Consider the following 22594-nt stretch of genomic DNA (forward strand, 5'->3'; position numbering starts at 1 on the left):
CGGCGCTGTGTTGTATCGCACTTTCGGACACCGGGACAAGGGGCTTTCGAGAACATGACTGAACGGCCAGGCGACGAATCGATCAGAACCTGGCAAATCGGCGCTCGACGATGCCTCTCATTGTCAGAACAGAGTCAACTCCGGTGCGGACGACATTGACGGAACGGACACCCGGGCGGTCAACTCCGGGCCGTCGTTGCGGACGTCACCCACCGCCGGCCCGACCGGGCGGATCTCCAACCCGGCGAGAAGGTCGGATGACACGGGCGCGAGCAGACGCTCCGGCTCGTCGCACGGCGTCAGCCACGACGACCACCGGTCGGGGGCCAGCAGCACCGGCATCCGGTCGTGCACCTCGGCCAGCTCGCCGCGCGCCGCTGTGGTCAGCACGCTGAAGGTGAGCCGCCTGTCCGCGCCGGACTCCCAGAACGACCAGATCCCGGCCAGGGCGAGCACCGAACCGTCGGTCGGGGTCATGAAGTACGCCTGCCGGCCACCGTCGGGGCGGCGCACCCACTCGTACCAGCCGTCGGCCGGCACCAGGCAGCGGCGGCGGGCGAACGCGCCGGCGTACGCCCGGCTGGTGGCCACCGTCTCGGCCCGCGCGTTGATCATGCGGGCCGCGCCGGCGGCGGACCGCGACCAGTGCGGCAGCAGGCCCCAGCGGGCGACGCAGAGGCTGCGGTGTCCCTCGGCGCTGAGCCGGACCAGCGGCACGCGATCGGTGGGCGCGACGTTGTGATCCGGCCGGAGCACCCCGTCGGTGTCGTCGGACGACTCGAACAGGGCGCTCAGCTCACCGGCGCCCCGGGTCGTCGCGTACCTGCCGCACATGCGCTCACGCTAACCCGTGAAGGGCCCCGCCTGCTGTCCCGCCAACCGGGAGTACGCAAGCCGGTCGACGTCACCCACCCGCCGACACGGCAGAATGTAACCGTGGGGAATCTGACCGCGACCCGGCCGCCACAGCCGTGGTCCGCACCGACCGCGTCCGATCCGGTGGCGGCGACGCTGCGCCTGCCCGGCTCCAAGTCGATGACCGCCCGCGCCCTGGTGCTCAGCGCCCTGGCCGCCGGGCCGTCGACCCTGGCCGAGCCGCTGCGCGCCCGGGACACCGAGCTGATGTCCGCCGGCCTGCGCGCGATGGGCGCGCATGTCTCGATCAGTGACGACGAGCGCTGGCTGGTCCGGCCGCACCCGCTGGTCGGCCCGGCCCACGTGGACGTCGGCCTGGCCGGCACCGTGATGCGGTTCCTGCCGCCGGTGGCCGGGCTGACCGACGGGCAGGTCACCTTCGACGGCGACCCGTACGCCCGCACCCGGCCGCTCGGCCGGCTGGTCGACGCACTGCGCTCGCTGGGCGTGCGGATCGACGTCGCCGGCACCGGCAGCCTGCCGCTGACCGTGCTCGGCGCCGGCGGGGTCACCGGCGGAGAGGTGACGATCGACGCATCCGTGTCCAGCCAGTTCGTCTCCGCGTTGTTGCTGGCTGCCCCGCGGTTCGACCGGGGCGTGGTGGTCCGCCACGTCGGCCCGCCGGTACCCTCCGCGCCACACCTGCGGATGACCGTGCAGATGCTGCGCGCCGCCGGCGCGGCCGTCGACGACACCACCCCCGACGTGTGGACCGTCGAGCCCGGCCCACTCACCGGGCGCGGCTGGGAGATCGAGCCGGACCTCTCCGGCGCGGTGCCGTTCTTCGCCGCCGCCCTGGTCACCGGCGGTGAGGTGACGCTCCAGGGCTGGCCGCACCGCAGCGCACAGCCGGTCGAGCAACTCCGCTCGCTGCTCCAGCGGATGGGCGCCGAGGTCACCCTCTCCACCGGCGGGCTGACCGTCCGGGGCACCGGGGTGGTGCACGGGCTGACCGCCGACCTCTCCGACGTCAGCGAGCTGACCCCGGTGCTGACCGCGCTGGCCATGCTCGCCGACTCGCCCTCGGTCTTCACCGGCGTCGAGCACATCCGCGGCCACGAGACCGACCGGCTCGCCGCCCTCGCGCAGGAGTTCGCCGCGCTCGGCGCGGACGTCACCGAGTCGCGGGACGGCCTGGCCATCCGGCCCCGGCCGCTGCGCGGCGGGGTCTTCCGCACCTACCACGACCACCGGATGGCGCACGCCGCCGCGGTGGCCGGGCTCGCCGTGCCGGGTATCGAGGTGGACGACGTCGGCTGTACCTCGAAGACCATGCCCGAGTTCCCGGCACTATGGTCAGCGATGGTGACCGGCAAGTGAGCGTCCCGGCGCTCACTGAGCGCTGACGCGGAGAAGGGGACGGGTTCTGGCGACCAAGCGGCGGGAGTACGACGAGGACGACGTACGGGTGCGGCCCGGCAAGTCCTCGCGCCCGCGTACCCGCACCCGACCCCGGCACGATGACGCGGTGGACGGCTTCGTCATCGCCGTCGACCGGGGGCGCTACCAGTGCGTGCTGGCCGGCGCCGAACGGGGCGTGGTCGGGGCCGAACTGCCGACGGTGACCGCGATGCGAGCCCGGGAACTGGGCCGCAAGTCGGTGGTCGTCGGCGACCGGGTCAGCCTCGTCGGGGACACCTCCGGCGCGCAGGGCGCTCTCGCCCGGATCGTCCGGATCGCCGAGCGCCGCTCGGTGCTGCGCCGCACGGCCGACGACGACGAGACCACCGCCGAGGGCCGGCTGGAGCGGGTCGTCGTGGCCAACGCCGACCAGTTGGTGATCGTCAGCGCGCTGGCCGACCCGCCGCCGCGCACCGGGTTCATCGACCGCTGCCTGGTGGCCGCGTACGACGCGGACGTCGACCCGCTGCTCTGCCTCACCAAGGCCGACCTCGCCGGGCCGGAGGAGGTGCTGGGCTACTACACGGAGCTGGAGCTGCCGTACGTGCTCAACCGCCCCGACTCCGACCTGGACGCGCTGCGCGCGCTGCTCAGCGGCAAGGTTTCGGTGCTCGTCGGGCACTCCGGGGTGGGCAAGTCGACGCTGGTGAACCGCCTCGTCCCGGACGCCGCGCGCGCGGTCGGGGTGGTCAGCGCCATCGGGCGCGGCCGGCACACCTCCACCAGCGCGGTGGCGCTGCGGCTACCGCCGGTACCCGGCGTCGACACCGACCCGGGCTGGATCATCGACACCCCGGGCATCCGCAGTTTCGGGTTGGCGCACGTCTCCGCCGACAGCCTGCTGCACGGCTTCCCCGACCTGGTGGAGGGCACCGTCGACTGCCCGCCCAACTGCCCGCACACCGCCGACGAGGCCGACTGTGGGCTGGACGCCTGGGTGGCCGCCGGCAAGGCCGACCCGCGCCGGCTGGCGTCGTACCGCCGGTTGCTGGCCTCCCGGGCGGGCGACGGCGACGCGCGCGGCGAGAGCGACCAACGCGGGCCTGGCGAGGGCGACCGGCGTGGGCCTGACGAGTGACCCGGCGTCGGCTAGGTTCCCGGCATGACCGGGTATGCCGACGACCTCGCCCTCGCCCACCTGCTCGCGGACCGCGCCGACGTCATCGCCACCGCCCGCTTCCGGTCGCTCGACCTGCGGGTGGACACGAAGCCGGACCTGACACCGGTCTCCGACGCGGACACCGCCGTGGAGCGGGAGATCCGCGCCCTGCTGGCCGAACACCGCCCCGACGACGGGCTGCTCGGCGAGGAGTACGGCGTACAGCCGGCCGGCGGGCCGGGTGACCGCCGGTGGATCGTCGACCCGATCGACGGCACCAAGAACTTCGTCCGAGGGGTGCCGGTGTGGGCCACCCTGATCGCGCTGTACGACGGTGACCGGCCGGCGGTCGGTGTGGTCTCCGCCCCCGCGCTGGGCCGGCGCTGGTGGGCGAGCGCGGGCGCGGGCGCGTACGCCGGTCCCGGTCCCGCCGCGGGCGAGCGGATCGGCGTCTCCGCGGTCCGCGACGTCGCCGACGCGAGCGTCTGCTACTCGTCGCTGACCGGCTGGGAGGACGCCGGGCGGCTCGACGCGATGCTCGACCTGCTGCGGGCCGGCTGGCGCAGCCGGGCGTACGGCGACTTCTACGGCTACATGCTGCTGGCCGAGGGCGCGTTGGAGGTGATGGTCGAGCCGGAGCTGTCCCTGTGGGACGTGGCGGCGCTGGTGCCGATCGTGACCGAGGCGGGCGGCACGATCACGGATCTGACCGGTCGACCCGCGCCGACGGGCCGGCCCGGCACCGAGAGCAGCGTGGTGGCCACCAACGGTGTGCTGCACGCCGACATCCTCGCCCGTCTGGATCGACCAGCCGAGCGCTGACTCCCGACAACCTCTATCCTCGCCAGGTGGTCTCCTCCGGCTGGTGCTTCCTCGCGGCGATGATCGTCGCGTACGGCTTCGCCAACCTGCTCCAGTCGGTGGCCGCGGCCCGGACCACCGTGCACCACACCTTCGACCCGGGTCTGCTGCTGAGACTGGCCGGGCACCGGACGTACCTGGTCGGGCTCACCTGCCAGATCGGCGGTTTCGTGCTCGCCTTCCTGGCCCGGCGCGACCTGCCCCTGTTCCTGGTGCAGGCGAGCGTGGCGGCCGGGCTCGGCGTGACCGCGATCATCGGGGTGCTGGTGTTGAAGTGGCGGCTGCCGATGGCGGAGGTGGCCCTGTTGGCCCTGCTCTTCGCCGGGATCACCGCGCTGGTGCTGGCCGCGCGGCCGGCGCCGTCGAAGCAGCTCGGCACCGCCGGCTCGGTGGCGCTGCTGGTGGCGCTCGGCGTCATCGCGGTGCTCGGCATCTTCGCCGTCCGGCTGCACGGCGCCCCCGGCTCGGTGGCGCTGGGCTCGTTGGCCGGCTTGGCGTTCTCCTCGGCCGCGGTCGCGGCCCGACCGCTGGCCTCCGCGCCGTCGGCCGAGGCGTTCCTCGCCGACCCGCTGTTCTACCTGCTGATCGGTCATTCGATCGTCGGCCAACTGCTGCTCGGCCTGGCCATGCAGCGCGGCTCGACGACCGCCGCGGTCGCCGCCATGGACGCCGCCGGCGCCGTGCCCGCGGCGATCGTCGGTCTGCTGCTGCTCAACGACAAGATCTGGCCGGGGCGCGAATGGCTGGCCGCCGCCGGTTTCCTGGTCACCCTGGCCGCCGTGATCGGCCTGACCCGGTACGCCCAGCCGCAGCAGCACCGGGCGTTGGCACGACGCCGTGACCGGGACATGGTCGGCGCCGGCCGGCCCGCCTGAACAGAAGACCCACGCCGCGTCGCACCGACACGGCGTGGGCTGCTGTCGCAATCTCAGGCCTCGACCGGCTTGCGGCGACTCACCACCCGCTCGTAGAGGCGTTCCAGCGCACCGGCGGTCCGTTCCCAGGTGTAGCTGCTGCGGACCCGGTCCACGGCGGCGTGACCGTAGGCGAACCGGCCGGCGTTGTCGGCGAGCAGCCGGCGCAGGGACAGCCCCAGCGTCCGGACGTCACCGGGTGGCACGAGCCGACCGGTGACCTCGTCGACGACGGCGTCCGCCAGGCCGCCCATCGCGTAGCCGACCACCGGCACCCCGCACGCCATCGCCTCCAGGGAGACGCGTCCGGCCGAGGAGTAGTGCGGGGTGCAGGCGACCACGTCGGCCGAGCGGTACCAGGTCGCCATCTGGTCGTGCGGTACCGCGCCGACGAGGCGTACCTGCTCGGCCACCCCGGCACGCTCGGCCAGCTCGCGCAGGCGGCGTGCCTCCGTGTGGTGGGACAGTTGCTCGGCGGGTGGGCCACCGGCGATCACCAGTTCGGCGTCGCCGACCAGCCGCATCGCGCGGATCAGGTCGTCCTGGCCGTGCCCGGGGGACAGTCCACCGACGGAGAGGATCCGGGACCGCTGTTCGCGGGGTGCCGCCTCGCCGTCCGGATGGAACTGCGCGGTGTCCACCCCGGCCGGCACCATCGCGACGGAGGTCCGTTGCAGACCCATCCGGGTCAGCTCGTCCACCTCGTCGTTGGACTGGGCCACGGCGATGTCCACCGCCCGGGTCAACGCCCGTTCCAGTGGGATGCGCTCCCCCGGACCGTCGTACCCGCCGCCGAGGTGGCGTAGCTGCTCCACACCGAGCGAGTGGAAGGTCTGGACGACCGGGATGTCGGTCTCCCGGACGGCGTGCGCGGCGGCCAGCCCGCCGATCCAGTAGTGCCCGTGCACCACCTCGGGACGCCAGGCGCCGCCCCACTCGTCGGTCAGCCAACGCCCGAACTCGGTGACGTGCGGGATGAGTCCGGCGGTGGGCAGGGCGTTCGGCGGACCGACGGGTACCCGATGCACGCGGTAGCCGTCGACCTCCGCCGTCGCCGGCAGCTCGGGATCGTCCCGACGCTCGTAGATGCGGACATCATGGCCCCTGCCAGCAAGCTCGGCGGCGACCCGGGCGATGTGTTGTCGGGTGCCTACCGGCGGGCCGTCGGCGTGCCGGTACGAACTGCTGTGCGCGCAGACGAGGCCGACGCGCATGGGTCACCTCCCTGCGAACTCTTCCTCGGCGGTCCCGGTCAGAGCGTCCCATTAACCTGGGGGCCCCGAGCCGAAACCTGGCAGATCGGGAACAGTCACCGCAGGTGCCACCGACACTTGCGCCACGGCAATCACAACGGTCCCGAACCGGATCGTCGGCGGCCGGGGGTATGACCGGCCCCGCCCCGGGGTACCGCTGGAGAACGCCGCTGACCCGGAGCCTCGACGACTCGACCGTGGTGATCACCGGCGCGTCCAGCGGGATCGGCACCGCCACCGCGTACGCGCTGGCCCGCCGTGGTGCCGCCGTGGTCCTCGCCGCCCGCAGTGAGCAGGCGCTGGAGCAGGTCGCGCAGCGCTGCCGGCAGTTGGGCGGCCAGGCGTTGGCCGTACCGACCGACGTGACCGACCTCGACTCGGTACGCCGCCTGGCCGAACGCGCGGTGGTCGAATTCGGACGGGTCGACGCCTGGGTGAACAACGCGGCGGTGAGCGCGGTCGGCCTGTTCGACGAGATCCCGGTCGCCGAGTTCCGGCGCGTGCTGGAGGTCAACCTGCTGGGCACGGTGCACGGCATCAAGGCCGCGCTGCCGTACCTGGAGGCGGCCGGCGGCGGCGTGCTGGTCAACAACGCCTCGGTGCTGGCCGAGGTGGCGATGCCGTACCAGTCGGCGTACAACGCCGCCAAACACGGCATCCGTGGCCTGGCCGACACCGTCCGGCAGGAACTGCGGGTCACCGGTCGTGGGCAGATCTCCGTCTGCACCGTGCTGCCGGCCACCATCGACACCCCGTTCTTCCGGCACGCGGCGAACCACAGCGGTCGGGAACTGGTACCGCCTCCGCCGATCTACCCGCCGGAGGTGGTCGCCCAGACGATCGTGCGGCTGCTGCGCCGGCCGCGCCGGGAGGCGTACGCCGGTGGGGCCGCCCGGCTGCTCGGCCTCCAGTGGCGGCTGGCGCCGGCGCTGGTCGAACGGACCCTCGGGTGGTACGCCCACCGCACCCAGTTCGGCCCGGGGACGCGGCTGGACAGCACGGGCAACGTGTTCCACGCCGACGGGCAGGCCAGCCGGGACGGTGGCTGGCACGGTCGACGGCGTCAGTTGGTACGGATGACGGCGGCGTTCGGTCTCGCCGCGGCCGGCACCGCCGTCGGCACGATGGCGGCGATCAACCGCCGCTCCCGGTCACCGCGCTGATGATGGGCTCGCCCTTCCGGTTATGGCCGGAGGGCAGCGGGTAGTGATCAGACATGCGCGACAACGAGTACCCGACCCCCGTGTCCGACACCGAGGCGGAGGGTCTGCCCGACACCGCCGATGACGACTCGACCGCCTACGACGACGTCCTGACCGGGCGCGAGGCGGACGGCCCGGAGCCGGCCCAGATCCCCGGCGACCGGACGCCGGTGGCGGTGGACCGCTTCGGGACGACCGCCGAGGAGCAACTGGACGGGGAATCGTTGGACTACAAGCTCGACCGGGAGATGTACGAGCGTCCGGTGGACGATCCGCTGGCCGGCCCGGTCGACCCGAAGATCGCCTTCGAGGCGGAGAACGAGGCCGCGGCGGCGGAGGCCCAACTCGACGCCGACGTGATGGACCCCGGTCCCACCTCGGACCCGAACTCGCCGGTCTCGCTCTACGACCACGGTCAGCTCGGCACGGTCGCCGACGCCACGGTGGGTCGGCTGGTGGAACCGGACGAGGGGGCACACACCGACCAGGAGACCGACTCGGTGGCGTACGACGCGGGTTCGGCGGGTGGCGGGGCCACCGCGGAGGAGTTGGCCATCCACGAGACCGAGCCGCCACGGTCGGTCTGAGCCGGTCAGGTGTCCAGGCCCCGCTCGATGGCGTAGCGGGTCAACTCGACCCGGTTGTGCAGGTGCAGCTTGCCCAGCGTGTTCTGCACGTGGTTCTGCACCGTCCGATGCGACAGGCCGAGCCGCTGGGCGATCTGCTTGTACGACATCCCCTTGGCCACCAGACGCAGCACCTCCGTCTCCCGACCGGTGAGTCGGGGCGTACCCGGCTCACCGTCGTCGGCGGCGTCCGCCGCCGGCCCGGCGGCCAACCGGCGGTACTCCCCCAGCACCAGCCCCGCCAGGCCGGGCGTGAAGACCGGATCGCCGTTGGCGGTGCGGCGTACCGCGTCGAGGAACTCGCTGGGCGCCGTCGACTTCACCAGGTAACCGGTGGCGCCCGCCTTGACCGCGTCGAGCACGCTCTGCTCCTCGCCACTGGCACTGAGCATGAGCACCCGCACGTCGGGCAGGGCGGCGCGCAGCCCGACGACCACCTCGACCCCGGAGATGTCCGGTAGTTGCAGGTCGAGCACGACCACGTCGGGTCGGACGGCGGTGGCGACCCGGATCGCCTGCCGCCCCTCGCCGCTTGTCGCCACGACCAGGAAGCCGGCCTCGGTCAGGTCCCGGGCCACCCCCTCACGCCACATCGGATGGTCGTCGACGACCATCACGCGTACGGCGGTCACCGCCGGGTCCTCGGCACGGTCAGCTCGACCTCGGTGCCGGCGTCGGGGCTCGACATGATCCGGACCGTCCCGCCCAGGTCGGTCACCCGGCCCCGGATCGACTGGGTGACGCCGAGCCGCCCCTGTGCGGCGGCCTCGGCCAGTCTGCCCTCCTCGATGCCCGGCCCCTCGTCCCGGATCGACACGGTCACCGTCTCCCCCTCGTCCTCGACCAGCACCCAGGCCCGTCCCCCGGCGTGCCGGCCGACATTGTCCAGGGCCGCCCCGGTGGCGGCCGCCAACTCGCCGGCCACCTGCCGGGGCAGGGTCACCGGGGTGGCGGGCGCGGAGAGCGACACCGCTGTCGAGGCGTACCGGCCGAGCAGGTCCCGCAGGTCCACCGCGTCCGTCCCGGTGACGGCGGCGGGTGTGGTGCCGGCGATCAGGGCGCGCAGCGCGGCCTCCTGCTCACCGGCGAGCCGGGCCAGCTCGCCGGCCTCGCCGGGCAGGTGCGCGCCACGCCGCTGCACCAGCGCCAGCACCTGGAGGACCGAGTCGTGGATGTCCCGGGCCAGCCGCTCCCGCTCGCGGGTGGCCGCCTCCAACTCCACCGCGTGTTGCAGTCGCTCCTCGGCGGTCACGGCGAGCCGGGCGACGTGCCCGACCACCACCCCGGCGAGCAGCAGCAGAATCACCCCGGTGAAGGAGGACTGGCCGATCCGCTCCCGGGTGGCCAGGTCCGCGCCGGCCACCAGCAGCGCGGCCACCGTGCCGCGCCGCCGGCCACCGGAGACGGCCCAGGCCAGCACCGGTCCGGCCATCCAGGCCACCCCGAGAGTGGGTACGCCGTGCCCGAGCGCCTGCCGTCCCACCACCCACGGGCTGGACAGCACGATGGCGATCACCAGGCCGAGGTCGACCAGCAGCAGCGGCCAGCGGCGCCAGGCCGGCCGGGCGTACGCGACGGCGGTCACCCCGGTCCAGACGACCATCACCAGCACCAGGGCGCCGACGGCGATCGGATGGGCGTACCGGTCGGCGTCGCGCACGGCGAGCACGCAGACGTACCCGAGGGAGGCCAGCCGGAACACGGTGAGCGCCCGCCAGAGCGGCACCTCGAACCCACCCGGCGGCGACGGCATGGCGGTCAGGATGCCACAGTCGGGTCGCCGACGCGGGGGCCACGTGGTGCGCTCCGAGAAACCCTGACGTACGGTGGAAAAGCCGCGAAATACTCCGAGATCCGCTGCCGGGACAGGGCCATGACGAATGCAGATCCGCACGCACCGCGTACGGTTGTGCCCATCGAACCGTCCCTGCTGATCGCCGAGGCCTTCGACCAGGCCCAGGTGACCGAGATTCGACACTCGGTCACCTCCTGCGCGCATGCCTGCGGGCTGGACGGGCAGCGGCTGGACGACTTCGTGCTCGCCGTCAACGAACTGATCACCAATGCGGTCCGGCACGGCGGCGGTCGAGGGTGGCTCCGGCTCTGGCAGGAGCCCGGCGAGTTGCTCTGCGAGGTGGCGGACCACGGGCACGGCATCACCCCGCAACGGCTGGGCGACCGGAGCCGTCCCGCCCCGGACACGGCCGGCGGATGGGGCCTCTGGCTGGCCCGCGAGCTGACCGACGCGATGGAAATCGCCACCAGCTCCTCCGGCACCACCGTCCGCATAACCGCAACCCTCCCCCGCACCTGACCCCACCCCCTTTCGCGTCGATCTTGCACTTTGTGTTGACGAAATGCTGCTTTAGGTCGGCTTTGTCGCCACAGGAAGTGCAAGATCGACGGGAAAAGAGGGGCGGGGACGGGGGCGGGGCGCTCAGCCGAAGAGGGCGGAGACTGACTCGCCGTTGTGGATCCGGCGCATCGCCTCGGCCAGGGCCGGGGCGACCGAGAGGACCTGGAGCTTCTCCACCCGCTTCTCGGCCGCGATCGGGACGGTATTGGTGCAGACGATCTCCAGCACGCCGTCCTGTTCGCTGAGCCGGCGCAGCGCGTCGCCGGAGAACAGGCCGTGCGTACAGGCCAGCCGGATCGAGCGGACCTTCAGGTCGCGCAGGTGCTCCATCAGCTCGATCACCGTGCTGCCCTTGGCGATCTCGTCGTCCAGCACGATGACGTCCCGGTCGGCGACCTCACCGATCACCGCGCTGATCTTGACGAGGTCGTCGCTGAACCGCTGCTTCGCACCGGCCGCCACGGGCGTGCCGAGCAGCCGGGCGAACGCGGCGGCCTCCTTGGCGTTGCCCAGGTCCGGCGAGACCACCACGGTGTTGCTGAGGTCGTACCGCCGGAAGTGGGTGGCCAGCTCCCGCAGCGCGTGCAGGTGGTCGACGGGGACGCTGAAGAAGCCGTGCACCTGCGGCGAGTGCAGGGTCAGCGCGAGCACCCGATCCGCTCCCGCCGAGGTCAGCAGGTCGGCGACGAGCCGGGCGCCGATCGAGATCCGGGGCGCGTCCTTCTTGTCCGAGCGGGCGTAGGCGTAGTGCGGCAGCACCACCGTGATCCGGCCGGCGGACGCGCCGCGCGCCGCGTCGATCATCAGCAGCAGCTCGACCAGATTTTCCTGTACCGGTGGCACCAGCGGCTGGATCAGGAAGACGTCCCGCTCCCGGCAGTTGGCCTGCAACTGCACTTCGAGACAGTCGTTGGCGAACCGGGAGACCCGGACCGGGTGCAGCGGCACCCCCAGGTGTGCGCAGATCTCGGCGGCGAGGTCGGGATGGGCAGTTCCACTGAAAACGGCGATGTCACGCACGTTCGCACATCGTAGGCGACGTGCGGGCCGACGTGACGCGTGTCGCACCGCGCGGCGGCTGCGGGTACGGTGCTGCCGTGACCCCCCAGTACGTCGCCGCCATCGACCAGGGCACCACCTCCTCGCGGTGCATCGTGTTCGACTCCGCCGGGGAGATCGTCGCCGCGGCCCAGCGCGAGCACCGGCAGATCTTCCCCCGGCCCGGCTGGGTGGAGCACGACGCCGAGGAGATCTGGGACAACGTCCAGCAGGTGGTCGGCGAGGCGCTGCGATCGGCCGGCATCGAGCCGTCGGGGCTCGCCGCCGTGGGCATCACCAACCAGCGGGAGACCACCGTCGTCTGGGACCGGGCCACCGGCCGGCCGGTGGCCAACGCCGTGGTCTGGCAGGACACCCGCACCGGGCCGCTGCTCCGCGAGCTCGCCTCGGCGTACGGCGAGGAGTGGTTCCGGGCCCGCACGGGTCTCCCGCTGGCCACCTACTTCGCCGGCCCGAAGCTGCGGTGGCTGCTCGACGAGGTGGAGGGCCTGCGCGAGCGGGCGGAGCGCGGCGAGGTGCTGTTCGGCACGATGGACAGCTGGCTGATCTGGAAGCTCACCGGTGAACACGTCACCGACGTGACAAACGCCAGCCGGACCCTGCTGATGGACCTCACCACCCTCGACTGGGCCCCGGAACTGCTGGACGCGCTGGGCGTGCCCGCCGCGATGCTGCCCGAGATCCGCTGCTCCGCCGAGGTGTACGGGACGGCCGGCGGGGTGCTCGCCGGAGTGCCGGTGGCCAGCGCGCTCGGCGACCAGCAGGCCGCCCTGTTCGGGCAGACCTGCTTCCAGCCCGGCGAGGCCAAGTGCACCTACGGCACCGGCAGCTTCCTGCTGCTCAACACGGGTGCCACTCCGGTGCCGTCCACGCACGGCCTGCTCACCACGGTCGCCTACCGGATCAAGGACCAACCACCGGCGTACGCCCTGGAGGGGGCGATCGCGGTCACCGGATCGCTGGTGCAGTGGCTGCGGGACAACCTCGGGTTGATCTCCTCCGCATCCGAGGTGGAGGACCTGGCCCGCACGGTGGACGACAACGGCGGCTGCTACGTCGTGCCGGCGTTCTCCGGCCTGTTCGCCCCGCACTGGCGCAGCGACGCGCGCGGGGTGATCGCCGGCCTGACCGGTTACATCACCAAGGGGCACCTGGCCCGGGCGGTGCTGGAGGCCTCGGCGTGGCAGACCCGCGAGGTGGTCGACGCGATGGACGCCGACTCCGACGTGGCGCTGCGCCGGCTCCGGGTGGACGGCGGGATGACCGCCAACACGCTGCTCATGCAGTTCCTCGCCGACGTGCTCGACGTCCCGGTGGTCCGCTCCCGGATCACCGAGACCACCTGCCTCGGCGCCGCGTACGCCGCCGGCCTGGCGGTGGGCTTCTGGCCCGACCTGGCCACCCTGCGCGCGCAGTGGCGCTCCGACGCGCAGTGGGAATCGACAATGGCCCCCGAGCTGCGCGAGGCGGAGCTGCGCCAGTGGCGCAAGGCCGTCCAGCGCACTCTCGACTGGGTGGAGTGAGTCATGCCGCTGGTGGTCCTGGTCATAGTGGCGGGCCTTGGCCTGGCCGGGATGGCGTACGCCCTCGTCCGGTTCCGGCGCGACCTCGCCCTGCTGCGTCGTGGCGTACGGACGCCGGGTGAGGTGGTGGAACTTCGTCCGGTCACCCGGGGGAACGGTCCCCGCACCTACTACCCGGTGGTGCGGTACCGCACGTCCGACGGCGCCGTGGTGACCGCGACGCCGGGCCGCTTCCGGCAGACCCCGCTGTCGGCCGCGCCCGGACCGGTCACCGTGGTGTACGAGCCTGAGCGTCCGAACCGGATCCTCGTCGAGTCGCCGAGCATCGTGGGAAGGTCCTCGGTGCTGGTGCCGTTCGTCTCCCTGCTCACCGTCAGCGTGGTGGTGCTGGTGGTCGGCGTCGGGATCTTCCTGAGCCTGGGCTGATCCCCGCTCCACAGTGGTCCGGCCCCCCAACGGTTGGTCGCGGTGGGTACCGTCGGCCGGTCAGACCGACGACAGCGGGAGGGGCACGATGAGCGGGCCGATCGGCGGCACACCGAACCCGGACGTGATGGCGCAGTTGGCCGCACGGATGCGGGAGCAGTTGGGTCGCGGGGAGGAACTGCGCGGCCGGTTGACCGGGCTGACCGGTCACGCGGAGAGTGAGAACGGGTTGGTGCGCGTCACCTGCACCGCCGACGACCCGGCCCGGGAACTCCACATCGACCCACGGGCCCTGCGCCTGCCCGCCGCCGAGTTGTCGGAACTGGTCGCCGGCCTCCTGCGCGAGGCGCGGGCCGACCTGGCGCGGGCCACCACCGAGGTGATGCGTGAGTTGGGCGGTCCGGCCGGGCCCGCGACGCTCGTGCACGATCCGGCGGCGGCGCAGGCCAAGCTGGCGCAGCTCAACGACATGGTCAGCGGGCCGCTCCGGGAGAGCACGGAGATGCTGGAACGGCTGCGGCGTCAACTGGGGGTGTGACGGACGCCGGCCCGGGAGCGGGTCAGCGGCCGCGCCGCACCCGCTGCACGGCCGCCCGCAGGAAGACGACGGCGAGCGCCACCATGGCGGCCAGCAGGGCCAAGCCCACCAGCAACGGGGCGATGGCCCAGGCCATCAGGCTGACGGTGGCCTGGTCGTCGTTGGCCCAGCCGTCGACCCGATCGCCGGTGTGCAGCGAGCCGCCGCCCACCGGGCCACCCACCACCCTTCCGTCGGACATGGTCCAGGTGCCCCGGCACCGCTGGGTCCCCTTGGCGCCACCGTTGTCACAGGACTCGACCTGGATGCTCGCCCGCTCGGCGCCGATCAGATTGCGGCCGAGGCCGACGGGCAGCACCAGGAGGGCCAGGAGCAGCAGGATCGGCAGCAGAATCCGCTGCCAGCGCGGCCGGCGGGCCATCCGGGCCGCGTAGTTGTCGGGGGGCGTCGGCGGTCCGGCTGGCATGGGTCGCAGGCTACCAGCGACGGGCACTCACGCCCATCCATGATCCTGTTAGGCTGTCCGCGCTCCGGCACCATGAACATCGATCGCGTACACGGGGAGAGTCGATGATCGAGGTTGACCCGCCGGCGATCCGTGCGCTCGGCGAGACGATCGAACGTCAGGTCGGGCCGCCCCTCGACGCCTGCGCCGAACTGCTGGCGTCCGCCCGCCTCATCGAACACAGCAACTTCACCTCGGTGGTGCCACAGCTCGCGGTCGCCTACGTCGGCGCCGTCGAGTTCGTCGAGGAGCAGTTGCGCACCAAACGCGAGCACCTCGCCGAGGTCCGTTCCCGGTTGGCCCGCACGGCGGACAACTGGGAGGCCGCGGAGACCGCCAGCACCATCGCTCCCCGCTGAGACCGCCGGAGACCGACATGGCAAACCCCAGCTACCCCGCGGCCGCCGCGAAGATCGCGATGGCGGAGATCAGCGTGGCCGCCTCGGTCATCCCCGCCGCCTGGCCGATCGCCCAGATCGTCTACTTCAACCAGTGCGACCCCGAGACGATCATGCGCAAGGGCGGTGACTGGTTGTCCATGTACGACCAGCTCGGCACCGCCCACGGCAACCTCGACGACGCCCTCGCGACCCTCACCCCGGCCCAGTGGAGCGGCAAGGACCGCGACGCGTTCGGAGTGCACATCAAGGCGTACGGCGTCCAGGTCGTCGGCACCCAGGTGCTGGCGGTCACCGTGGGCGTCACGATGCTCTGCGTCGGCGCCGCCCTGCTCTGCCTCGTCGTGGCGTACGCGGTGGTGTCCACCATCCTGCTGGCCTTCGCCACCTTCATCGTGGCGGCCTCGGCGACCGTCGTCGGAGCGCCCGCCGCGGCGTCGGCCGAGGCCACGGCAGCCTCCTTCGCCGCCTCGGCGCTCAGTTTCCTCAAGGGCATCGAGACGATGGCCGAGGCGATCGCCACCGGCGGGGCGGCGGCCATCGCGGGCGCCGCCTCGTTCGACGTCGGCGCCCACCTGGGCAGCGGCGACACCCAGGTGCTCAAGGACCTGGTCCAGGCCACCGTCGACGGGCTCGACAACGTGGCCGCCGGGTTCCTGTCGAAGTGGGAGCGCGACTTCGTCGGGTACGGCATCCACAGCAGCGCCCGGCACGCGGTGGGCTCCCCGACCGGGCCGGGCTACCTGGTCTACGGCGGCGGCACCCAGCTCGCGCCGGCCGGGACGGACGACGACGGGGACACCGTCTGGGGCACCTCGGGCGTGGTGGACAACCTGTGGTCGCGGCTGTTCGGCAACGACGCCTGGAACCACTGAGCGGGTCGCCGCGCCGCCGGGTCACTCCCAGCGGTTGCCGGTGAGCTTCTCGTACACCTGGACGTAGCGGGTGCGGGTCGCCTCGACGACCTCGGCGGGTACGTCCGGCGCGGGCGGCAGCTTGTTCCAACCGCTGCCGGTGGCCCAGTCCCGCACGTACTGCTTGTCGTAGGAGAACTGCACCCGGCCCGGCTGGTACGACTCGGCGGGCCAGAACCGCGACGAGTCGGAGGTCAGCAGCTCGTCGGCGAGCACCAGGGTCCCGTCCGGCGCCCAGCCCAGCTCGATCTTGGTATCGGCGATCAGGATGCCCCGGTCGGCGGCCAGTTCGGCCCCGCGCCGGTAGATGTCGAGGGTGATCTGCCGCAGCCGCTCGGCGGTCTCCCGACCCACCTTGGCCACCACGTCGTCGTACGTGATCGGTTCGTCGTGCTCGCCGGCCGGCGCCTTGCTCGACGGGGTGAAGATCGGCTCCGGCAGGATCGACGCCTCGCCGAGCCCCCGGGGCAGCGGTACGCCGGAGACCGTGCCGGTGCGCTCGTACTCGCGCAGGCCGCCGCCGGTGAGGTAGCCGCGGGCGACGCACTCGACGGGCACCATGTCGAGCCGCTGGCAGCGGATCGCCCGGCCGGCGAATTCGGCCGGCACGTCGGTGGCCGAGATGACGTGGTTCGGCACCAGGTCGGCGAGCTGCTCGAACCACCACAGCGAGAGCGCGGTGAGCAGTCGGCCCTTGTCCGGGATCGGGGTCGGCAACGGCACGTCGTAGATCGAGATGCGGTCCGAGGCGACCAGGATCAGGTCGTCGCCGTCCGCGTACACGTCCCGAACCTTGCCCGAGTGCAGAAGTTCCACGTGCCCTAGTACACCATGTGACGTCGCCGAGCCCGTTCCGGCCACCTATCCGCCCACGGGCCGACGGGCGTGACCGGACGGACGTTGACACCCTCCCGCGCCGCCTGCGTGAATGGTCCGGCCCCCGTCCGTTGGTGCCAGGAGACCCCGTGCCCGCTGTTCGTCCCCCGATCGACCGGTTTGACGCCGACCCGGGCCGACGCCGGGTGCTCACCGCGCTGTTCGGCGCTCCCCTGTTGGCGACCGGTGGACTGGCCGGATGCAGCGGCGGCGCCGACACCTCGACCGGGAGCGGACCGGTCGAGCTGTCGATCTTCTGGTGGGGAGGGGCGAAGCGGGCCGAGCTGACGGAGAAGGTCCTGCGGCTGTACTCGGAGCGCAACCCCGGGGTCACCTTCCGGGTGACCTGGCAGGGCGCCGACGGCTACTACGAGCGGCTGGCCACCCAGGCGGCCGGCGGCAACGTCCCGGACCTGATCCAACTCGACGACTCGATGCTGGCCGAGTACACCCAACGCCAGATCACCCTGGACCTGACCGAGCCGATCGCCGCGCACCGGCTGGACCTGCGCGGCCTGCCCGAGGGTCTGGTCCGGTACGGCACGGTCGACGGGCGGACGACGGGGGTGGCCGCCGGGCAGACCCTCGCGGCCGTGGTCTTCAACCGGGACCTGCTGCGTGAGCTACAGGTGCCCGAACCGCGTGGCGGGATGTCCTGGGCGGACTACATCGCGTGGGCGCAGCTGGTCACCGAGGCCAGCGACGGCCAGGTGGCCGGCACGATGGACGCGTCCGGCGACTACCGCGCCCTCTGGCTCTGGCTCCGGTCCCAGGGTGGCGAGTTCTACCGGGGGCGGGAGCTGGGCTTCGGCGCCGACGAGCTGATCGCCTGGTTCGAGCTGTGGCAGCGCGCCCGCGCCGGCCGGGCCACTCCGGGCGCGGCCCTCGTCGAGCAGGCCGACAGCGGGGAGCCGTCCCGACAGCCCGTGGTCACCGGGTTGACTGCCGCGTCCTTCGCCTGGTCCCACCAGCTTCCGGAGCTGCAACGACTGACCGACTCGGAGCTGGGCGTGGTGGGGTTCCCCGGGCCACCGGGCGCCCAGTGGGCGCGCGCGTCGATGTACTGGGCCGGGTTCCGGGGCACCCGCCACCCGGACACGGTGGCCGACGTGATCAACTTTTTGACCACCAACGGCGAGGCCGGGACGGTCCTCGGCCACGAGCGGGGCCTCAACGCCAGCCTCGCGGTCCGCCGGTACACCCAGGGCAGCATCACCGACCCGGCTCAGCTGCGTGCCGCCGCCCTCGGTGACAGCCTGGCCGACCAGCTCGGGCCGGCGCCGGCGCCGCCGCCGAAGGGCCACGCGAAGGTACGCACCCTGCTGGTCACCGCCGCCGAGCGGGTCCGGGTCAAGCGGGACGGCACCCGCGAGGCCACCGCCCGCTTCCTGTCCCAGGCCATCGGCGCCCTGGCGGGCTGAGCCCCGCCGGTCGTCAGCGCGGCGGGCCGCCGCGGCGGTTACGGGTGAGGCGCAGCACCAGGAACACGATGATCGCCACCACCACGAGGCAGCAGAGCAGACCGAGGAAACCGAAGCCGCCACCACGGGAGCGCCGCCGTGCCGCCTCCACCACCACCTCGCCGGTACCGGTGGACGCCCAGGCCGCGACCGGCACGAAGACCGCCAGGACGACGGCACCGAGGACCGCGCTGAGCCGGCCCCACCACTTTGCGAAGGAAGACATGCGCCCATCCTCGCCGAAGGGCGCAACCCCGGCACGGCGGTCCACGCCGAATTCACGGGACCGGGCGGTGCCGCCCGCGCAATAGAGCCGCAACGCGGCGGTAAAGAAGATGATCTTTACATGAATGCCTTCGGATGATCAGATTCGGCAACTGGTCATCTCTGGAGGCACTGTGCGGCTCTCTCTCACCCGAAGATCTGCGGCAGCAGCGGTGGGCGTCACCCTCGTCACCGCTCTCGTCAGCCCGACGACAGCCCACGGCGCTCCGGCGTCCCCACCACCGACGGCACCCACGGGCCGGGGCGCGGACGCCCACGGCACACCCGTGACGGTCACGCTCATCACCGGCGACCGGGTGACCGTCACCCCCGGGCGCGCCGGCGCGCCGCCCACGGTGGACGTCGCCCGGCCCTCGGGCGCCACCGGCTCCGTACGCGTCACCACCGAGCGCGGCGACACCTACGTGTATCCGGACGAGGCGCTGCCGTACCTGGCCGCCGGTCGTCTCGACAAGCAGCTCTTCGACGTCACCCAACTCGTCGCGCAGGGCTTCGACGACGCCCGGGCCAGCGCGCTGCCCCTGATCGTCACCCGCACCGCGGGCTCGGCGGCGCTCCGGACCCGCACCGACCTGCCGGGCGCGGAGACCACGCTGGACCTGCCGTCGGTCCGTGGCGAGGCGATCCGCGCCCAGCGTCCGCAGGCCGCCGACTTCTGGTCGGCCCTCACCGGTGGCAACCGGCCCGGCGCAGCGGGGTCGACCGCCCGTTCCGCCGATGCCGCAGCGCCCTCCTTCACCGCCGGCGTCGACAAGGTCTGGCTCGACGGCCGGGCGAAGGCGGCCCTCGCCGACACCACCGCGCAGGTCGGCGCGCCGGCGGCCTGGGCCGCCGGCGGGACGGGCGCCGGCGTACGGGTGGCCGTGCTGGACACCGGGGTGGACACGACCCACCCGGACCTCGCGGACCGGATCGTGGCGTCGCGGAGCTTCATCCCCGGTCAGGACGTCATCGACCGCGGCGGGCACGGCACCCACACCGCGTCCACCATCGCCGGGACGGGCGCCGCCTCGGATGGCAGGGAGAAGGGCGTTGCCCCCGGCGCCGACCTGGTGATCGGCAAGGTCCTCGACGACTTCGGGGGCGGATCGATCTCGGGGATCATCGCTGGCATGGAGTGGGCGGCACGGACCGAACACGCCAAGGTGATCAACATGAGCCTGGGCGTCAGCGCCTGGCACAGCCAGGACGATCCGCTGAGCCAGTCGCTCACCCAACTGACCGCCGAGACGGGCGCGCTCTTCGTCGTCTCCGCCGGCAACAGCGGCCCCGACGCGTACACCCTGGGAGCCCCCGGAACGGCGGACGCCGCGCTGACGATCGGCGCGGTCGACGGTGCCGACCACCTGGCCGACTTCTCCAGCGCCGGGCCCCGGATGGTCGACGAGGGCCTGAAGCCCGACCTGACCGCCCCCGGCGTGGACGTGCTGGCGGCGCGCTCGCAGTACATGGAGTTCGGCGAGGGCTTCTACCGGCTGGACAGCGGCACCTCGATGGCGGCGCCGCACGTCGCCGGGGCCGCCGCCCTGCTGGCGCAGAAGCACCCGACCTGGAGCGCCCGGCAGATCAAGGACGCCCTGATGGGCACCAGCGTGCCCACGCCCGACTACAGCGCCTACCGGGCCGGTAGCGGACGGTTGAACGTGGCCGCCGCCTACCACCAGGACCAGATCATCGCGACCGGCTCGGTCGACGCCGGTCTCGTCCCGTCGTCGCCCGGCGCGCAACCGCAACGGATCACCCGGAAGATCACCTACACCAACACGACCGACAGCGCGGTCACGTTGGCGCTCTCCGTCGACGGCGCCGATGCCCCCGCCACGACCTTCACGGCGGGTGCCGCCCAGGTGACGGTGCCGGCGCGGGGCAGCTCGACGGTCGACGTCGTGGTCGACCCGAAGGGGCTCGCACCGGGCCGCTACTCGGCCCGGATCACCGCCCGGCACGCGGGCGGCGTCGTACACACGGCCGTCGGGGTCAGCGTGGACTCCAAGAGGTACGACCTCACGATCAACCTGAAGGACCGCACCGGTCGGCCGGCGAGCGGCGAGGTCGAGGTCGTCAGCGCCGACGGCGTCTCCACCTTCATGTGGGTACGGGACGGAAAACTCGTGAGCCGCTGGGCCCCCGGCACCTACGCCCTGATCGGTGCCATCGACGTGCAGGGTCAGCACGGCGAGGCGTCGCTCGGACTCGCGATGCTGACCGCGCCCGAAGTCGAGCTGACGGCCGACCGGGTCGTCGACCTCGACGCCTCGAAGGCCCGCCAGGTGAAGGTGGCGACACCGCAGCCGACCAGCATCACCGACAGCCGGATCGACATCTTCCGCTCGTTCACCTCCCGCGAGCCGACGCCGAGCGACTTCGGTGCCCTGCGCGAGGTGTTCTTCCCCGGGGCCACCTACGACAGCCTGTGGGCGCTCCCGACCAGGGCCCCGGTACGACAGGGCAGCTTCGTCTTCACCACCCGGATCCGGGCCCAGCAGACGCCGCTGGAGATCACCCACAACGGCCGGCCCATCGGTGACCCGCTCACGCAGCCCGGTTCCCGCCCGCTGGCCGACGGCACCTCGCGCCTGGACGCCGTCTTCGCCGGCACCGGCGCGGCGGCGGACTACGCCCGCGTGTCGGCCCGTGGCAAGGCGGTCGTCGTCCGCCGCGACGATTCCGTACCCCCGTCGGAGCGTGTGCGGGCGGCGACCGCCGCCGGCGCGAAGCTGCTCCTGGTCGTCAACGACGGCAAGGGCCGGGCCAGCGAGTGGTACGGGAACTCCGACGGGAGGACGCCCGGGTCGCTGCCGGTCGCGTCGCTGGTCGGCGGCGAGGGCGAGAAGCTGATCGCCTCGATCACCGCCGCCGGCCGCAAGGGGGTACGGCTGACCGCCACCGCGCACCCCTCGCCGAGGTACCTCTACGACCTGGTCGACTACCACCCGGGCGGCGTACCCGACGACCCGTCGCCCCGGACGGACCCGAAGCACCTCGCCCGGATCGACCTCGTGTTCGCCCCACCGACCGGCAAGCCGGCCGCCGAGTCGCGGACCGACTTCCCGCCGTACTCGTACGTGGCCGCCCCGGCCTTCCCGATGCGGTCGGTGGCCCCCGGGCCGCGTACCGACTGGGTGTCCGCCGGTGACGGCGTCCGCTGGAAGCAGACCGCCGACGTGGTCGGGTGGGGGCGCTCGTACACGGAGGAGATCGCCTACCGGCCGGGCAGCGTCCAGCAGGACCGGTGGTTCGGGCCCGTCACCCGACCGCGCCTGCTGATGTACGACATCCCGTTCCGTGGTGAGTTCGGGATGAGCGCCTACATCCAGGGGTTCGGCGACGGTGGGTCCGTGCACAGTGGCAGCGGCAGCGGTGAGATGCGGCAGCGGATCTCGCTCTACCAGGGCGACAGGAGACTGACGCAGATGGAGAACGCCGCCGAGCTGTTCGTCGGCGACCTTCCCACGGAGACGGTGCCGTACCGGCTGCTCGTCGAGACGGAGAGCATTCCCGAGTACACCCCGTACTCGTCGAGCACGCGCACCGACTGGACCTTCTTCTCCGGCGCTGTCGCCGGTACGGACATCCAGGCGATGCCGCTGGTCCAGTTGGACTACGGCACCGAGGTGGACCTCGCCGGTCGCGCGCCGCGCCGGAACGACCTCACCATCACCCCGGTGGTGATGGGCAGCACGGCCGCGAAGGACGGGGTCTCCTCGCTCGACCTCGAGGTGTCGTACGACGACGGGCGCACCTGGCAACGGCAGAGCCTCAAGGAGCGCAAGGGTGCCTGGACGGCGGCCCTGAACGCGCCGGGCCGGGCCGAGTACGTGTCGATCCGGGTCACCGCCAAGCAGCGCAACGGCGGTGGCGTCACCCAGACCGTCATGCGGGCCTACGGCCTGCGGTGACCTGCGGGCGGGGGCCGGTTCGCGCCGGCCCCCGCCCACGGCGGCGGCGACGTCGACCGGGAACGACAGAACCCGGCCCCCATC

At 72.8% G+C, this 22594-nt stretch carries 21 protein-coding genes and 1 pseudogene; 14 read left to right on the forward strand and 8 right to left on the reverse strand.

From position 1 onward, the window contains the following. Positions 1–123 precede the first annotated feature (123 nt). Positions 124–834 (reverse strand): SOS response-associated peptidase, encoded by a 711-nt coding sequence (locus ACN263_RS25040; RefSeq protein ID WP_422736751.1) that lies wholly within the window; start codon positions 832–834, stop codon positions 124–126. A gap of 102 nt (positions 835–936) precedes the next feature. On the opposite strand from ACN263_RS25040, the gene aroA reads away from it, so the two are divergent. From aroA to ACN263_RS25060, 4 genes and pseudogenes are all read left to right on the forward strand, one after another. Next, on the forward strand, positions 937–2235 hold the full coding sequence (aroA, locus tag ACN263_RS25045; RefSeq protein WP_422736752.1) for a 3-phosphoshikimate 1-carboxyvinyltransferase: 1299 nt from the start codon (positions 937–939) through the stop codon (positions 2233–2235). Positions 2236–2323: 88 nt separating this feature from the next. Next, positions 2324–3394, forward strand: a complete 1071-nt coding sequence (gene rsgA, locus ACN263_RS25050) for a ribosome small subunit-dependent GTPase A (protein WP_422736753.1) — start codon at positions 2324–2326, stop codon at positions 3392–3394. 24 nt (positions 3395–3418) lie between these two features. Next, the gene (gene hisN / locus ACN263_RS25055) at positions 3419–4237 is read left to right on the forward strand and encodes a histidinol-phosphatase (protein WP_422736754.1); all 819 of its coding nucleotides are present in this window, start codon (positions 3419–3421) and stop codon (positions 4235–4237) included. Between the two features lie 59 nt (positions 4238–4296). Beyond that, a pseudogene (locus tag ACN263_RS25060) lies at positions 4297–5247 on the forward strand (hypothetical protein). Here ACN263_RS25060 and ACN263_RS25065 read toward each other — a convergent pair. Further along, positions 5205–6404: a glycosyltransferase gene (locus ACN263_RS25065; protein ID WP_422736755.1), complete on the reverse strand. Its 1200-nt coding sequence runs from the start codon at positions 6402–6404 to the stop codon at positions 5205–5207. The pseudogene ACN263_RS25060 and the gene ACN263_RS25065 sit on opposite strands and share 43 nt — an antisense overlap. A gap of 170 nt (positions 6405–6574) precedes the next feature. On the opposite strand from ACN263_RS25065, the gene ACN263_RS25070 reads away from it, so the two are divergent. Together ACN263_RS25070 and ACN263_RS25075 are read left to right on the forward strand one after the other, a co-directional pair. Continuing rightward, positions 6575–7606 (forward strand): SDR family oxidoreductase, encoded by a 1032-nt coding sequence (locus ACN263_RS25070; RefSeq protein ID WP_422736756.1) that lies wholly within the window; start codon positions 6575–6577, stop codon positions 7604–7606. Positions 7607–7659: 53 nt separating this feature from the next. Next, positions 7660–8232 (forward strand): DUF5709 domain-containing protein, encoded by a 573-nt coding sequence (locus ACN263_RS25075; RefSeq protein WP_422736757.1) that lies wholly within the window; start codon positions 7660–7662, stop codon positions 8230–8232. A 5-nt stretch (positions 8233–8237) separates the two neighbouring features. Here ACN263_RS25075 and ACN263_RS25080 read toward each other — a convergent pair whose 3' ends face one another. Together ACN263_RS25080 and macS are read right to left on the reverse strand one after the other, a co-directional pair. Beyond that, positions 8238–8885, reverse strand: coding sequence for a response regulator (locus ACN263_RS25080; protein ID WP_422740820.1), 648 nt, complete (start codon positions 8883–8885; stop codon positions 8238–8240). A 14-nt stretch (positions 8886–8899) separates the two neighbouring features. Next, a complete protein-coding gene (macS, locus tag ACN263_RS25085) occupies positions 8900–10024 on the reverse strand; it encodes a MacS family sensor histidine kinase (RefSeq protein WP_422736758.1) in 1125 nt (374 codons plus the stop codon). A gap of 120 nt (positions 10025–10144) precedes the next feature. Between macS and ACN263_RS25090 the strand changes: the two genes are divergently transcribed. Continuing rightward, positions 10145–10585 (forward strand): ATP-binding protein, encoded by a 441-nt coding sequence (locus ACN263_RS25090; RefSeq protein ID WP_422736759.1) that lies wholly within the window; start codon positions 10145–10147, stop codon positions 10583–10585. Between the two features lie 123 nt (positions 10586–10708). Here ACN263_RS25090 and ACN263_RS25095 read toward each other — a convergent pair whose 3' ends face one another. Continuing rightward, positions 10709–11647 (reverse strand): ribose-phosphate diphosphokinase, encoded by a 939-nt coding sequence (locus tag ACN263_RS25095; RefSeq protein ID WP_422736760.1) that lies wholly within the window; start codon positions 11645–11647, stop codon positions 10709–10711. Positions 11648–11724: 77 nt separating this feature from the next. On the opposite strand from ACN263_RS25095, the gene glpK reads away from it, so the two are divergent. The 3 genes from glpK to ACN263_RS25110 all read left to right on the forward strand — a co-directional run bounded on the left by glpK (position 11725) and on the right by ACN263_RS25110 (position 14173). Further along, positions 11725–13209, forward strand: coding sequence for a glycerol kinase GlpK (gene glpK / locus ACN263_RS25100; RefSeq protein ID WP_422736761.1), 1485 nt, complete (start codon positions 11725–11727; stop codon positions 13207–13209). Between the two features lie 3 nt (positions 13210–13212). Then, complete coding sequence (locus ACN263_RS25105; protein WP_422736762.1) at positions 13213–13635, forward strand: DUF3592 domain-containing protein; 423 nt, start codon at positions 13213–13215, stop codon at positions 13633–13635. Between the two features lie 88 nt (positions 13636–13723). Then, the gene (locus tag ACN263_RS25110; protein ID WP_422736763.1) at positions 13724–14173 is read left to right on the forward strand and encodes a YbaB/EbfC family nucleoid-associated protein; all 450 of its coding nucleotides are present in this window, start codon (positions 13724–13726) and stop codon (positions 14171–14173) included. A 22-nt stretch (positions 14174–14195) separates the two neighbouring features. On the opposite strand, the gene ACN263_RS25115 is transcribed toward ACN263_RS25110, so the two are convergent. Beyond that, the gene (locus tag ACN263_RS25115; protein ID WP_422736764.1) at positions 14196–14639 is read right to left on the reverse strand and encodes a hypothetical protein; all 444 of its coding nucleotides are present in this window, start codon (positions 14637–14639) and stop codon (positions 14196–14198) included. A gap of 104 nt (positions 14640–14743) precedes the next feature. On the opposite strand from ACN263_RS25115, the gene ACN263_RS25120 reads away from it, so the two are divergent. Continuing rightward, positions 14744–15037, forward strand: coding sequence for a hypothetical protein (locus tag ACN263_RS25120; RefSeq protein ID WP_422736765.1), 294 nt, complete (start codon positions 14744–14746; stop codon positions 15035–15037). A 17-nt stretch (positions 15038–15054) separates the two neighbouring features. Further along, a complete protein-coding gene (locus ACN263_RS25125) occupies positions 15055–15951 on the forward strand; it encodes a hypothetical protein (RefSeq protein ID WP_422736766.1) in 897 nt (298 codons plus the stop codon). A gap of 21 nt (positions 15952–15972) precedes the next feature. On the opposite strand, the gene ACN263_RS25130 is transcribed toward ACN263_RS25125, so the two are convergent. Further along, entirely contained in the window at positions 15973–16806 is an 834-nt protein-coding gene (locus ACN263_RS25130; RefSeq protein ID WP_422736767.1) for a phosphoribosylaminoimidazolesuccinocarboxamide synthase, read from the reverse strand. 149 nt (positions 16807–16955) lie between these two features. Here ACN263_RS25130 and ACN263_RS25135 point away from each other — a divergent pair, with 149 nt between their 5' ends. Next, complete coding sequence (locus ACN263_RS25135; protein WP_422736768.1) at positions 16956–18287, forward strand: ABC transporter substrate-binding protein; 1332 nt, start codon at positions 16956–16958, stop codon at positions 18285–18287. Between the two features lie 13 nt (positions 18288–18300). Here ACN263_RS25135 and ACN263_RS25140 read toward each other — a convergent pair whose 3' ends face one another. Further along, positions 18301–18552 (reverse strand): hypothetical protein, encoded by a 252-nt coding sequence (locus ACN263_RS25140; protein WP_422736769.1) that lies wholly within the window; start codon positions 18550–18552, stop codon positions 18301–18303. A gap of 211 nt (positions 18553–18763) precedes the next feature. On the opposite strand from ACN263_RS25140, the gene ACN263_RS25145 reads away from it, so the two are divergent. Beyond that, entirely contained in the window at positions 18764–22510 is a 3747-nt protein-coding gene (locus tag ACN263_RS25145) for a S8 family serine peptidase (RefSeq protein ID WP_422736770.1), read from the forward strand. Positions 22511–22594 lie beyond the last annotated feature (84 nt).

It is taken from the genome of Micromonospora sp. WMMD729, from assembly GCF_049315225.1.
Taxonomy (GTDB): Bacteria; Actinomycetota; Actinomycetes; order Mycobacteriales; family Micromonosporaceae; genus Micromonospora.

Coding starts and splice junctions, on each gene's coding strand:
- ACN263_RS25090 (WP_422736759.1), top strand. CDS start 10,145: ATGACGAATGCAGATCCGCACGCACCGCGTACGGTTGTGCCCATCGAA.
- ACN263_RS25110 (WP_422736763.1), top strand. CDS start 13,724: ATGAGCGGGCCGATCGGCGGCACACCGAACCCGGACGTGATGGCGCAG.
- ACN263_RS25070 (WP_422736756.1), top strand. CDS start 6,575: ATGACCGGCCCCGCCCCGGGGTACCGCTGGAGAACGCCGCTGACCCGG.
- ACN263_RS25140 (WP_422736769.1), bottom strand. CDS start 18,552: ATGTCTTCCTTCGCAAAGTGGTGGGGCCGGCTCAGCGCGGTCCTCGGT.
- hisN (WP_422736754.1), top strand. CDS start 3,419: ATGACCGGGTATGCCGACGACCTCGCCCTCGCCCACCTGCTCGCGGAC.
- ACN263_RS25115 (WP_422736764.1), bottom strand. CDS start 14,639: ATGCCAGCCGGACCGCCGACGCCCCCCGACAACTACGCGGCCCGGATG.
- macS (WP_422736758.1), bottom strand. CDS start 10,024: ATGCCGTCGCCGCCGGGTGGGTTCGAGGTGCCGCTCTGGCGGGCGCTC.
- ACN263_RS25075 (WP_422736757.1), top strand. CDS start 7,660: ATGCGCGACAACGAGTACCCGACCCCCGTGTCCGACACCGAGGCGGAG.
- ACN263_RS25105 (WP_422736762.1), top strand. CDS start 13,213: ATGCCGCTGGTGGTCCTGGTCATAGTGGCGGGCCTTGGCCTGGCCGGG.
- ACN263_RS25080 (WP_422740820.1), bottom strand. CDS start 8,885: ATGGTCGTCGACGACCATCCGATGTGGCGTGAGGGGGTGGCCCGGGAC.
- ACN263_RS25120 (WP_422736765.1), top strand. CDS start 14,744: ATGATCGAGGTTGACCCGCCGGCGATCCGTGCGCTCGGCGAGACGATC.
- ACN263_RS25125 (WP_422736766.1), top strand. CDS start 15,055: ATGGCAAACCCCAGCTACCCCGCGGCCGCCGCGAAGATCGCGATGGCG.
- ACN263_RS25065 (WP_422736755.1), bottom strand. CDS start 6,404: ATGCGCGTCGGCCTCGTCTGCGCGCACAGCAGTTCGTACCGGCACGCC.
- ACN263_RS25040 (WP_422736751.1), bottom strand. CDS start 834: ATGTGCGGCAGGTACGCGACGACCCGGGGCGCCGGTGAGCTGAGCGCC.